Raw genomic sequence first — 11,055 nt, 5'->3', positions numbered from 1 at the left:
GTAATGCACGCGACAGCCCCCGTAGCGCCAAGGCTGTGTCCATGAGGTAGATGGTTTTCGATTCTGAACGCAGGGCGACCTCCTCAAGAACCTTCACCAGATCTTTTTCAGCCCATAAAATCCCGGCTTCGTCGTCCTCATAGCTGTTGATGTGTCCCGTGATGGCCAGCTGAAGAAGAGTGAAGATCCCTTGAAATCAAGGTCGCTCACAATCTGTCCGATTCCCCGAGCGCCCTCATTGAATGTCATGTTGAACCCGTGCACATAGATTAGTAGGGACTTCTCTTCGCAGGCCGCCACCGTTTTTGTCAGATTGTTCAGAAGCTCTTCCCTGTTGAGCTCCGTCAGTTGGAGATAGTCGATTTCCCGGTGTTTATCTTTGTCAAAGGTTGCGTGAATCACTCTGCCGATCCGGTGGTCCTGAGGTATGGCTACCTCTGCTATGCCATAGCTCATCATGCTCCTTTCAGCGCCATATTTTTGACCGGATTCTGCCTGCCCGGCATGGTTGCGGTTGGTTGCGTAAAAGGCCTGAACCGGCGGTTTCAGGTATTCTGCATTTCCGGTCAGGTTAGTTGATGCGCACCCGGAGAGTAACAGCAGCAGTGCTGTAATCATGCGCATGCGGATATATTTGCTGGTAATCATGGTTTTTAACCGTTACCTGTTAGCGCATCGGATTCTGTGCCTGTTTGCCTGCACGTTCATATCCCTCAGAGGGTGATGCCTGACTCTATTTACAGCATAAACACTGAACATGCAACCGCTAAAATGGATACGGCAACAGCGTTGTTCCCGGCTTTTTTTATTTATGATCAATGATTACCTTAACCATTATAAAGTCTTTATTATGGTCGCATAGTGGTAGCTCTTATGAAATACAGTACATCCATCAAGCCCATCAGCTTTTTGAAAACTCACGCATCTGAAGTTATTCGGGAAGTTTCAGCCAATAGAGGAACCATGATTATCACGCATAACGGAGAAGCGAAGGTAATTGTGCAGGATGTTCATCTCTACGAAGAGACCCAGGAAAGTCTCGCTTTATTGAAGATACTGGCTCAAAGTTCTCAGAGTATTGAGCAGGGAAGGTATAAGCCTGTCAGTGAATCGTTTGGGTTGATCAGACAGCAGATTTCAAATCATCAGGAGTTATGAGGTATGATGTTTTTCTGAGTGATGATGCAGAGGCAGATATTCTCGATATCTGGAAATATGTTGCTCGTTTCGATTCGGTTGAAAGAGCATCCACTCTTCTTGATGCGCTGCAGGAGGCTTGTCTGAGCCTTTGCCAATTTCCTGACCGGGGACATCGTCCACCCGAACTGGAACGGGTGTGTGTTCTGGAGTATCGTGAACTTCATTACAAGCCGTATCGGATTATTTATCGGATTCTGGATCGCAAGGTTTTTATTCACTGTGTTCTTGATGGCAGAAGAAATCTTCAGGATCTTCTTCTCGAACGATTGATACGATAGTTGGAATGGTGGAATATTTCGATGTTCAAAAAATAATAGCTATACTTCTACCACAAATGTAGTCAAGAAAAAGAGGAGTTTTCAGGATGTTGGTAAGCACATCGATCAGAATCAACAAGGAGCTTTACGAACAGGCCAAGCAAGACGCTGTACTGGAGCATCGTTCTATTTCGGGTCAGATCGAGTTTTGGGCACGGGTAGGTCGGGCTGCGCTTGACAACCCTGATTTACCGGTCAGTTTTGTAGCCGAGTCGCTGGCATCATTGGCCGAGCCGAGAGAACTCTCTACACCGTTTGTACCAAGGAGTGCAAGGCAATGACCTTGTCTGTAAGGCAAACGCGCAGATTTGCTCGACAATACAAAAAGCTTCATGACAACACCGCTGCTGATGTAGATAGTGCCGTTGAAAAGGTACGGCAAAGCCCAGACATCGGAGAACGAAAGAAGGGTGATCTGGCTGCATTGTATGTTTACAAGTTTCGCAGCTCAGGCCAGTTGTATTTACTTGGCTATTCGCTGGATGAGAGTGTTCGGCTGGTCTACCTTGAAGCTGTTGGGCCACACGAGAACTTTTATCGGGATTTGAAGCAATAAGGCCCGGTTAGTGGCAAAGCCATCCCGAAGCAATATCGGGGTGGCTTTTTTTATGGTGTGTATCATCTCAATCCAAAAGAATTTTATACCTTTCAGAAAATTTTGGTGCAACCCTATTTTTAATCAGCCATGAGAGCCGTTGTTTTGTTAAGTGGAGGTATGGACAGCCTTGTCACTACGGCGATGGCCCATGAACATGGGTTCGAACTGGCGGCCATGCATGTCAATTACGGACAGCGAACGTGGCACAAGGAGCTTGCTTCATTCCGTGATATCTGTAATCACTACAATATTGATCGACGTCTTGAAGTTGATGCCGATTTTCTTGCAAGGATCGGTGGTTCATCACTGACCGATCTCTCCATGCCGGTTAGCGGAGCCGACCTTCAGGGATCGGAAATCCCCACCAGTTATGTGCCTTTCCGTAATGCCAATTTCCTCTCCATGGCAGTGAGCTGGTCAGAGGTGATCGGGGCCAACCGGATATTTATCGGAGCGGTCGAAGAGGACTCTTCCGGCTATCCCGACTGCCGAAAAATCTTTTATGAGGCATTCAACCAGGTTATTGCTCTCGGGACCAAACCTGAAACAACTATTGAAATAGTGACTCCCCTTATCGAGATGCAGAAGTCGGATATTGTTCACCGGGGCATGCTGCTTGATGTTCCGTTTGCCTACAGCTGGTCATGCTACAAAAGTGAGGGAAGGGCGTGCGGAGTCTGCGACAGCTGTGCACGCAGGCTCAGGGCTTTCGAACTGGTTGGCGTACGTGATCCGATTGATTATGAAGCAAGGCCTCGGTATATTTAGGCAGCACCACTATCAATTTGTTCCGCGATTTGATTACTTCGTTGGGCGGTGCTCGAAATCCTCAAGTACTGTGTGTACATTCCGGTTTCTGTGCTCCGTCCGTCTCGTACTCAAAACGCTCACGACAATTTATAGCGGTGCCCTGAAGATGTAGATATGGTTTTGTCATCCCGACGAAGTCGGAAGAGATCTCTTTTTTGTGATTTGTTAAAGTCGTCATCATCAATAAATCAGTTCAACCATGAGTTCTGTAAAAGCTTTTTCCTCATCGTCTGAGTTGGAGTCACTCAATGCACGGTTTACCCAGTCATTTGCGCTTATGGCAATGATCTGGATTCTTGGTCTTGTCGGCCATTTTACACCGCTTCTTGAGTGGCCCGCACTCTTTCTCTATGTTATCGGTTCAATAGGCCTTGTGCTGTATCGTGGCAAAAAATATGGCGAATGGGAGTCGATGTTTCTTGCCGGTGGCAATCTCCGTAAATCCCTGTTATGGGGGGGTATTGTGGGGCTGGTGCTTTTTGGAATGGATATCATGAACACGCTTCTCTACTACAAAAACGGCGGAGCGCCGATGATGGAGATGGAGAACATTCTTGTCAACCGTTCACTGCTCTTTCTTTTTCCGGTGCTTGTTTTTGCCGAAGAGTTTCTCTGGCGCGGCATCATGCTCTCCTCAATGATTGAGAAAGGCTTTAACAAACATCTGACGGTGTTTCTGACCGCCATCTTCTATGTTGTAAACCACTTTGCGGTTGCTCCTGTCGGCATGAAAGAGCGCGCACTGATGGCTATGATGGCCTTTCCGATAGGGATTTTCGGTGGTTATCTTGTTCTTAAAACCCGCAATGTATGGGGGAGCGTTCTGGTGCATATGATCACCATGCTCTCCATGCTGCTTGATCTGTTTGTTATTCCAAAACTTTTGCTCTGACCTGTTTCGTCTCTATGCACCACAACAGAATTACCCTCCGTTTGCAGCGGGATGAAAAACTGCTGATTGCCTACTATATGCCCGAGTTTCCGGTTTCGGGTGCCACGCTTCCGGTGCTTGAGGCGCTCGAAGAGAGCGGAGCCGATATCATCGAGCTTGGCATGCCTTTTTCCGATCCGATCGGGGACGGGCCGGTGATCCAGGAGGCGGCTCACACCGCGATCAAAAACGGGGTTACCATCAAGCGTCTGCTTGAACTGGTGCGTCATGCCCGCCAGGGAGAGGGGTGCCGGAAGATTACAGCCCCGATTCTGCTGATGGGTTACTGCAACCCCATCATCGCATACGGGATAGACCGGTTTCTTCAGGATGCGGCTCTGGCGGGAGTAGACGGGCTGCTTATACCCGACTTTCCTCCCGAGGAGGCGGCTCTTTTTCTTCAAAAGGCTAAAGATCTCGGTTTGACGGTGGTTTTTCTTGTTTCACCGGTTACCCCTCCGGAGAGGATTGAGCTGATTGATTCGCTTTCGACCGATTTTTCCTACTGTCTGGCCGTCAATGCAACAACCGGAACATCCAAGCTTTCCGATGCGTCAACTGAAGCTGCCGTGGATGAGTACCTGAAACGGGTGCGGCTCCATGCGCGGAAAAAGTTTGTCGTCGGATTCGGCATCCGCGACAGGGCAAGGGTGGAGCACATGTGGAGTCTGGCTGATGGGGCCGTTGTAGGCACCGCGCTCCTGCAGCATATCGCTCCGGCCTCAACCCCAGCAGAGAGTGCCCGTCTTGCCCGGGAGTTCTGGAACGCCTTACGATAATTCCGGATTTTCGATTCTGAATTTTGGATCGCAAAAGGGGGCGAACCTCTCTGTTTACCTTACAGGCATTGTCATTCCGATCGAAGAGAGGGATCTGGTTCGGGGTTTGCCTATTGTTGTTTTTTAATTCACAATCCGGAATCCAACATTCAAAATCCCTTCATGACCTCATCTGTACCACATCTCCCGTCGGTCGATATCATCATTCCCCATTTCAAACGGCGTGACATGCTTGAGCGCTGTCTTGATTCGCTTGCTGAGACCCGCTATCCGGCGATGGGGATCATCGTTGTTGATAACGGGGGCACAGAGGCAGGGCTTGTGTTTATGGTGAAACGCTACCGGAATGCCCGTCTTGTGCGTCTCGGAGAGAACAGGGGATATGCCGGAGGGTGCAATGAGGGGCTTAAGCACTCCACAGCGGACTATGTGGTTTTTATGAATGATGATACCCGTCATGACCCGCTTTGGCTTGATCAGCTTGTGACGGCGGCACGTGAAGATGACCGTACCGGTGCGCTCCAGCCGAAAATCCTTTCGATGAAGGCCTTCGAAAAGGGGCAAAAGGTATTTGATTACGCAGGAGCTGCCGGAGGGATGATCGATCGGCTCGGTTATCCCTGGTGTTTTGGCCGAACCTTCTCGGCAATTGAGATGGATCGGGGCCAGTATGATAATGGCAGGGAGATTTTCTGGGCTTCCGGAGTTGCCATGTTTGTCAACAGATCGCTGGCTGAAGAGCTTGGTGGGTTTGACGGGGAGTTTTTCATGCAGATGGAGGAGATCGATCTCTCCTGGCGCATGAAGCTTTCCGGTTACACTATCAGGTCGGTCCCTTCATCAATCATACTGCATGAAGGGGGGGCGTCGCTCCCCGGCGGTTCAGCCGAAAAGATCTATTTCAACCACCGCAACAACATCGCGATGCTGCTCAAGAACCTCGGTATCCCTGGGCTTTTACTGGTGCTGCCGCTTCGGTTACTTCTTGAAGTGGCAGCTGCGCTGTTTTATCTGACCCAGTTTCCCGGCAGTCTGGCAAAATCGGGCGCCGTGTGGCGTGCCTTCGGTGACACTCTCCGTCATTGGCCGGATATCATGAAGAAGCGCCGGGTGGTACAGCGTGCCCGGCAGCTCCCTGACCGGACTGTTTTTAAAGGTTTGCCGCTGACATTACTGCTTCGGTGAAAAGAGGATTACTGGCTCTTTATGGCAAGAGAGGTTAATGATTCAGACCGCTTTTTCATGGCCGAAAGCATTAACGGGCACTCTTTTTTCTGAACATTTCGTACGGCAAAGCCGGGGGCAAAAAAATCGGGCTTTACCTCAGCCTTGTAGGTCAGAAAGGTCCCCTTGTCGGGAGGTGAGACAAGCAGCAGCCACTCTCCGTGATAGACCTTGAAGTCGCCGGTTATCTGCTCGAAATTCAGCCGCTTTGGCTTCTCTCCCCAGACTCTCATTTTAACATTAACCGTCTTGCTGAAAACAAAGAGTCCGGATTTCCCTTTTTCAAACATCACCTTCTCACTGCCAGTGTCTGAAATAATGCCGCTGTCAAGCACACCAGGGACAAAATTTTTGTGATTGTTATAGTCTGTAATGACGGCCCAGACGGTTTCAGGGGGGGCGGCAATGTAGACATCACCCCTGACGCCGGTTACACCATTTTCAAGCTGTGACAGTGAAACAATAATTTTCCCGTTGAGCAGCATTGTCCGGGCCATGGAGAGCGTGTCGGAAGAGACCGGTGTGCCGGGCAGCGGGAGTGCCGCAGAGGAAACAGAAGAGTGTAGCGCAATCATGAGCAGCATCGTGACCCATCGTGTCGTTGAGATGAGTTTTTTCATGGTATCTCCGGTATGTTCATCGTTAGCTTGCATTTATCATCACGTTTATCATGTCATCGTTTTGGCAGATGTCCCCATTTAACCATATCCTCAACAGTCTCAATAATGCTTTGCTTTATATCCATGAAGGAGATTCCAAGTTCCCGTCGGATTTTTGCATTGTCATAGCGGAAGGTACGGCCTACATTGGTGCGGATATAGGTTCCGGTATCTTTAGGCTGCGTGAAGGAGAGCAGCTTCATGAGCAGTGTACCGGCTTTTCCTGACAGATCGAGTTTTGGAAGAGCGTATTTGCGGAAGCCGGAAGATTTGAGCAGTGCGACAAGGTCACGCATGTGCATGGCATCTCCGGAACAGAGATAACGACCGCTTGCAGCTCCGTTCGACATGGCAAGCAGATGTGCTTTGGCCACATCGCGAACATCGACAAAACCCCAGTTGATATCCATTATGCCGGGATAGACGCCGGTCATGATGTCGCGGATGATCTGGTTCGTGGTGTTGAGCGAAGGGCCGAGTGAAGGGCCTACCACCATGAAGGGATTGATAACGACCAGATCAAAAGCCGGTTTTTTCTGCATGATGAAATCCCATGCTGCCCGTTCGGCAAGGGTTTTGGAGTACTGGTAGGGGTGGCGATCAAGCGAAGACATGGTATTCCAGTCTTTTTCGGTAAAGACTTTTGAGCTCTCCGGCTCATCGGTGATTGCGGCAATCGAGGAGGTGAACACCACCCTTTTGACACCGCCTGATTTCATGCAGCTTTGCAGTATACTCTCCGTGCCGTTCACGGCCGGATCAACCAGATCCTCCTGGGGATTTTTGACATTGATCTCGTAGGGACTTGCGGTATGGATAACATAGTCGCATCCCTCAACCGCCCGGTCATAGGCATTCGCCTGAAGCAGATCAGCCTTTACCAGTTCAAGCCGTTCTTCAGCTCCCGGCAGATTGAGCAGAAAGGGATAGTTCTCAGCGCTTTTGCGAACGGTACCCCTTACCCTGTAGCCCTCCCGGAGCAGATCCCTGACGATATATGCGGCAATAAATCCGGAGGCTCCGGTGACACATACGGGTTTACTGGTGATCATAATTTATGGCTATGCTGAATGATTGAATAGTAAAACAGTTCCATTTCGCTCCGGGTGCCGCTTCAGGCAGCTTCGGCAGACAGAGCCTCAGCCGTTTTTTTGTGCGCTCTGAGTATTCCCGGCATATCCTGCCACTGAACAAAGCTTACAAGAATCGGCGGTGCAAAAAAAAGCGGTTTGATCTCCGCATGGTAGGAGAGTATGGTTCCTTTCAGGGTATCAGAGGTTTCAACATTCCACTCTCCGCGGTAGATGCTGAAATCACCCTCCACCTGTTCGAAAGTGACGTTTTTCAGGTACTCCTCTCTCAATCGCAACCGAAAATTAACGGTTTTTTCGAAAAAAAAGATTCCGGTTCTTCCGGTCTGGTCAAGCACCACCTCATTGCCCTTGCGTTCAACAACAGTACTTGCGACCACTTTCGGCAAGGTTCTGTTCAGATTGTCATAATCAGTCAGGGCTTTCCAGACATACTCTATCGGGGCATCTATCAGGATTTTTCCGCTAACTTTTACGACATCGTCAGGAAGAAAGGCAAGATTCACAAGAGTCTCTCCACACTTGAGCCGGGATATCTCGCTTGAATGTTGTTCCATAGTGCTATTGTCAGTTACACGCTTTCCGCAACTCATTTATCACAGATATCTTTACTAAACAGAAGCCCTTTGTATTTCAATGTACGAGCATGAAGGATACCCTGCAACGATTGTTTCAACAAACGTCATGAACAATGGCTTTTTGAGAATAGTTCTCTTCGGTACTCTGCTGTGAGTTCGATAGTTACTTCATCGACTCCACAGAAAAGAGTTCCCTGATGGCCGGGCTGACATCGGTCGGGCGACCGCTTTTGCGGTCAATGGGGCACAAGACTGTTCTGACAATGGCCAGCGGGCGAAGGCTGGAAGCATGGAGGATTTCGGTGTGGCGGTCGAATTCAAACCGTGAGGCGTTGCCGATCCATGTGCGTACCAGAACCGTATCACCCAACAGGGCAGGCCGTTTGTAATCGATCTCATGACGTCGTATTACCCAGATAAGCTTCTCCTGCTCATCCTCCGGTGCAATGGTGCTCCAGTGCGCCATTGCCGCCTCCTGCACCCAGCGCAGATAGACCACGTTGTTGACATGACCAAGCATGTCGATATCCTCCGGCTCCACCCTGATGGTTATGGAAAATCGCTCCTCCGCCATGATTCAGTTTCCTTTTTGAGTGTTGGTGTTGATAAGAACAACAAAGTAAAGAAAAAGAAATCCGGTAACACACATTTGACGGACGTGTATGGGATCAGACTCTGGAAACGCAGGAGTTGTTACTGGCAAAAGTGATTCACTGTTCCCGGATTTTTAGATCTTTCAGGAATAGAAAAGGGTGTGTAACTTTATCGTTATATTTTATCACACCGCTTAATTTCTCTTCGTATGATCACCAACGCAACGCTTGATTTTCTCCGGGAGCTGAAACTGAACAATGACCGGGGGTGGTTTGAGCTTCACAAAAAAGAGTATCAGCATGCCTATGGCGAGTTTCTTGATACGGTGGTGAAGCTTATTCTGGCGATCGGCGAGTTCGATAAAGATATTGCCGGGTCACACCTCGATCCGAAGTCGTGTATCATGCGCATCAATCGCGATGTCCGCTTTTCAAAGGACAAGTCACCCTACAAAACCAACTTTTTTGCCTTTATCAACAGGGGAGGCAGGAAAGCTCCTTTTGGCGGCTATTACTTTCACATAGCACCGGGAGAATCGTTTATCGGGGGTGGAATCTATATGCCGGAACCGGCGGTGCTCGATCTGTTGAGAGGTGAAATCGACCGGCATTTCAGTGAGTGGCACTCCATTATTTCAAAAAAAGAGTTCATCTCCCGTTTTCCGAAAGGTGTTGAGCCTTCGGGCGCTCTGAAGCGGCCGCCGAAAGGGTATGAAGCCACCAATCCCGCCGTTGAGTATCTCAAGTTCAAGGGATACTACACCCAGCAGTTTCTTTCCGACAGGGAGGTGACTGATTCTTCCCTTGTAAAGCATCTTGCCGATACCTTTCTTGCATCAAAACCGATGATTGATTTTCTGAACAGGGCGCTGTAGCCTCTCTAAAACGGGTGTACATTTTTTATGAGCAGCTCAAGCGAGTCTTTGTCAACTGCCTTTGAAAAAGCAACCTATGACAAAGTGGCCCTGCATCTGATCCCCTTTCTGTTTATCTGCTACATTCTCGCCTATCTCGACAGGGTCAATGTCGGTTTTGCCAAACTTCAGATGTGCAGTGATCTGGGCTTCAGCGATACGGCCTATGGAACAGGCGCCGGAATTTTCTTTATCGGTTATCTCCTTTTCGAAGTGCCGAGCAACATCATTCTTTCGAAAGTCGGAGCACGCATCTGGATAGCGCGTATCATGATTACCTGGGGAGTGATTGCCTCGATGCAGCTCTTTGTATCCAGCGAACCGATTTTTTATCTCCTGCGTTTTTTTCTCGGTGTGGCTGAAGCCGGGTTTTTTCCCGGAATCATTCTCTATCTCACCACATGGTTTCCTTCGGAGTACCGTGCCCGAATGGTGGCGTGGTTCATGACAGCAGTTGCCATTGCCGGAGTTGCAGGTGGCCCTGTTTCGGGAGTTATACTTGAAACAATGGACGGAGTGGGATCTCTTCAGGGTTGGCAGTGGCTCTTTATCCTTGAAGGAGTCCCCTCGGCACTGATGGGCCTTTGTGTGCTTTTTTATCTTGACAACACTCCTGACGATGCCGTGTGGCTGAGTGCCCCGGAAAGAGAGCTTCTGACGAAGCGGCTTGCCGATGATGAACTCCGGACAGCTTCAGAAGGCAGGCCGGCATATACCGTAAGGGATGCGTTCGGAATGCCGGAGGTCTGGATGCTCAGTGCGCTCTATTTCTCTATCGTGATGGGGCTTTACGGTATCTCTTTCTGGCTTCCGCAAATCATAAGGGAGAGCATTACCGCTGATGAATCCCTGATAGGCTGGATATCCATCATCCCCTGGCTGAGTGCTGCGGTGGTCATGGTGATCAACGGTGTTCATTCCGACCTGACCGGTGAACGTCGCTGGCATATTGCTTTCTCCTGCCTCATCGGATCTGCCGCTTTTGCGCTCAGTGCCATGCCTTTTGCCGGAGGATGGTACGGTATAGCAGCTCTTTCTGTTGCTACCGCAGGCATCATGTCGGCCCTCTCCTGCTTCTGGTCGCTTCCACCATCAATTCTGGCCGGTAGTGCGGCAGCGGCAGGAATCGCCATCATCAACTCTTTTGGCAATATTGCTGGTTATGTCAGCCCCGAGATGGCTGGAATCATTCGCGATGCAACAGGAGGGAGGATGTCGCCTGTTCTCGCTCTATTTTCCGCCAGTCTTCTTCTGGCTGCACTTCTTACTCTTCTGGTGAGCAGAGGTGAGGGCAGAAATCGCTCCCCGCAGCATTAAATTCTCAGTTGCCGTTTATGGCTGCTTCGGTATGCCGTAACCAA

The 11,055-nt window shown here is 49.7% G+C and carries 15 protein-coding genes; 10 read left to right on the top strand and 5 right to left on the bottom strand.

Translation table 11 applies throughout. The annotated features are described in order from the left end of the window. Positions 1-93 precede the first annotated feature (93 nt). The gene (locus CFERDRAFT_RS06730; protein ID WP_006366465.1) at positions 94-648 is read right to left on the bottom strand and encodes an alpha/beta hydrolase; all 555 of its coding nucleotides are present in this window, start codon (positions 646-648) and stop codon (positions 94-96) included. Between the two features lie 225 nt (positions 649-873). Here CFERDRAFT_RS06730 and CFERDRAFT_RS06725 point away from each other — a divergent pair, with 225 nt between their 5' ends. The 8 genes from CFERDRAFT_RS06725 (at position 874) to CFERDRAFT_RS06690 (ending at position 5,820) form a co-directional block, all read left to right on the top strand. Next, positions 874-1,158 carry a type II toxin-antitoxin system Phd/YefM family antitoxin gene (locus CFERDRAFT_RS06725; protein ID WP_006366464.1) on the top strand — a complete coding sequence of 95 codons (285 nt, stop codon included), beginning with the start codon at positions 874-876 and terminating at the stop codon, positions 1,156-1,158. Further along, on the top strand, positions 1,155-1,478 hold the full coding sequence (locus CFERDRAFT_RS06720) for a type II toxin-antitoxin system RelE/ParE family toxin (RefSeq protein WP_006366468.1): 324 nt from the start codon (positions 1,155-1,157) through the stop codon (positions 1,476-1,478). The genes CFERDRAFT_RS06725 and CFERDRAFT_RS06720 overlap by 4 nt, the downstream gene beginning before the upstream one ends. Positions 1,479-1,564: 86 nt before the next feature. Further along, positions 1,565-1,798: a ParD-like family protein gene (locus CFERDRAFT_RS06715; RefSeq protein WP_040433378.1), complete on the top strand. Its 234-nt coding sequence runs from the start codon at positions 1,565-1,567 to the stop codon at positions 1,796-1,798. Further along, the gene (locus CFERDRAFT_RS12065; RefSeq protein WP_006366463.1) at positions 1,795-2,073 is read left to right on the top strand and encodes a type II toxin-antitoxin system RelE/ParE family toxin; all 279 of its coding nucleotides are present in this window, start codon (positions 1,795-1,797) and stop codon (positions 2,071-2,073) included. Before CFERDRAFT_RS06715 ends, CFERDRAFT_RS12065 begins: the two co-directional genes overlap by 4 nt. Before the next feature lie 129 nt (positions 2,074-2,202). After that, the gene (queC, locus tag CFERDRAFT_RS06705) at positions 2,203-2,883 is read left to right on the top strand and encodes a 7-cyano-7-deazaguanine synthase QueC (RefSeq protein ID WP_006366462.1); all 681 of its coding nucleotides are present in this window, start codon (positions 2,203-2,205) and stop codon (positions 2,881-2,883) included. Between the two features lie 241 nt (positions 2,884-3,124). Then, positions 3,125-3,817 (top strand): CPBP family intramembrane glutamic endopeptidase, encoded by a 693-nt coding sequence (locus CFERDRAFT_RS06700; RefSeq protein WP_006366461.1) that lies wholly within the window; start codon positions 3,125-3,127, stop codon positions 3,815-3,817. 14 nt (positions 3,818-3,831) lie between these two features. Next, entirely contained in the window at positions 3,832-4,635 is an 804-nt protein-coding gene (gene trpA, locus CFERDRAFT_RS06695; protein ID WP_006366460.1) for a tryptophan synthase subunit alpha, read from the top strand. 162 nt (positions 4,636-4,797) lie between these two features. Further along, on the top strand, positions 4,798-5,820 hold the full coding sequence (locus tag CFERDRAFT_RS06690; protein ID WP_006366459.1) for a glycosyltransferase family 2 protein: 1,023 nt from the start codon (positions 4,798-4,800) through the stop codon (positions 5,818-5,820). 8 nt (positions 5,821-5,828) lie between these two features. On the opposite strand, the gene CFERDRAFT_RS06685 is transcribed toward CFERDRAFT_RS06690, so the two are convergent. From CFERDRAFT_RS06685 to CFERDRAFT_RS06670, 4 genes are all read right to left on the bottom strand, one after another. Beyond that, positions 5,829-6,512, bottom strand: coding sequence for an SRPBCC family protein (locus CFERDRAFT_RS06685; protein ID WP_006366458.1), 684 nt, complete (start codon positions 6,510-6,512; stop codon positions 5,829-5,831). 20 nt (positions 6,513-6,532) lie between these two features. Beyond that, the gene (locus CFERDRAFT_RS06680; RefSeq protein ID WP_006366457.1) at positions 6,533-7,570 is read right to left on the bottom strand and encodes an SDR family oxidoreductase; all 1,038 of its coding nucleotides are present in this window, start codon (positions 7,568-7,570) and stop codon (positions 6,533-6,535) included. 62 nt (positions 7,571-7,632) lie between these two features. Next, on the bottom strand, positions 7,633-8,166 hold the full coding sequence (locus tag CFERDRAFT_RS06675) for an SRPBCC family protein (protein ID WP_040433376.1): 534 nt from the start codon (positions 8,164-8,166) through the stop codon (positions 7,633-7,635). Between the two features lie 184 nt (positions 8,167-8,350). Further along, entirely contained in the window at positions 8,351-8,761 is a 411-nt protein-coding gene (locus CFERDRAFT_RS06670) for an acyl-CoA thioesterase (protein WP_006366455.1), read from the bottom strand. A 228-nt stretch (positions 8,762-8,989) separates the two neighbouring features. Here CFERDRAFT_RS06670 and CFERDRAFT_RS06665 point away from each other — a divergent pair, with 228 nt between their 5' ends. Beyond that, positions 8,990-9,655: a DUF2461 domain-containing protein gene (locus CFERDRAFT_RS06665; protein ID WP_006366454.1), complete on the top strand. Its 666-nt coding sequence runs from the start codon at positions 8,990-8,992 to the stop codon at positions 9,653-9,655. Positions 9,656-9,682: 27 nt separating this feature from the next. After that, complete coding sequence (locus tag CFERDRAFT_RS06660) at positions 9,683-11,011, top strand: MFS transporter (RefSeq protein ID WP_006366453.1); 1,329 nt, start codon at positions 9,683-9,685, stop codon at positions 11,009-11,011. Positions 11,012-11,055: the final 44 nt, after the last annotated feature.

The organism is Chlorobium ferrooxidans DSM 13031 (assembly GCF_000168715.1).
Taxonomy (GTDB): Bacteria; Bacteroidota; Chlorobiia; order Chlorobiales; family Chlorobiaceae; genus Chlorobium; species Chlorobium ferrooxidans.
This window is presented reverse-complemented; position numbering and strand designations above follow the sequence as displayed.

Coding starts and splice junctions, on each gene's coding strand:
- CFERDRAFT_RS06680 (WP_006366457.1), bottom strand. CDS start 7,570: ATGATCACCAGTAAACCCGTATGTGTCACCGGAGCCTCCGGATTTATT.
- CFERDRAFT_RS06715 (WP_040433378.1), top strand. CDS start 1,565: ATGTTGGTAAGCACATCGATCAGAATCAACAAGGAGCTTTACGAACAG.
- CFERDRAFT_RS06670 (WP_006366455.1), bottom strand. CDS start 8,761: ATGGCGGAGGAGCGATTTTCCATAACCATCAGGGTGGAGCCGGAGGAT.
- CFERDRAFT_RS06660 (WP_006366453.1), top strand. CDS start 9,683: ATGAGCAGCTCAAGCGAGTCTTTGTCAACTGCCTTTGAAAAAGCAACC.
- CFERDRAFT_RS06675 (WP_040433376.1), bottom strand. CDS start 8,166: ATGGAACAACATTCAAGCGAGATATCCCGGCTCAAGTGTGGAGAGACT.
- queC (WP_006366462.1), top strand. CDS start 2,203: ATGAGAGCCGTTGTTTTGTTAAGTGGAGGTATGGACAGCCTTGTCACT.
- CFERDRAFT_RS06720 (WP_006366468.1), top strand. CDS start 1,155: ATGAGGTATGATGTTTTTCTGAGTGATGATGCAGAGGCAGATATTCTC.
- CFERDRAFT_RS06690 (WP_006366459.1), top strand. CDS start 4,798: ATGACCTCATCTGTACCACATCTCCCGTCGGTCGATATCATCATTCCC.
- CFERDRAFT_RS12065 (WP_006366463.1), top strand. CDS start 1,795: ATGACCTTGTCTGTAAGGCAAACGCGCAGATTTGCTCGACAATACAAA.
- CFERDRAFT_RS06700 (WP_006366461.1), top strand. CDS start 3,125: ATGAGTTCTGTAAAAGCTTTTTCCTCATCGTCTGAGTTGGAGTCACTC.
- trpA (WP_006366460.1), top strand. CDS start 3,832: ATGCACCACAACAGAATTACCCTCCGTTTGCAGCGGGATGAAAAACTG.
- CFERDRAFT_RS06725 (WP_006366464.1), top strand. CDS start 874: ATGAAATACAGTACATCCATCAAGCCCATCAGCTTTTTGAAAACTCAC.
- CFERDRAFT_RS06685 (WP_006366458.1), bottom strand. CDS start 6,512: ATGCAAGCTAACGATGAACATACCGGAGATACCATGAAAAAACTCATC.
- CFERDRAFT_RS06730 (WP_006366465.1), bottom strand. CDS start 648: ATGATTACCAGCAAATATATCCGCATGCGCATGATTACAGCACTGCTG.
- CFERDRAFT_RS06665 (WP_006366454.1), top strand. CDS start 8,990: ATGATCACCAACGCAACGCTTGATTTTCTCCGGGAGCTGAAACTGAAC.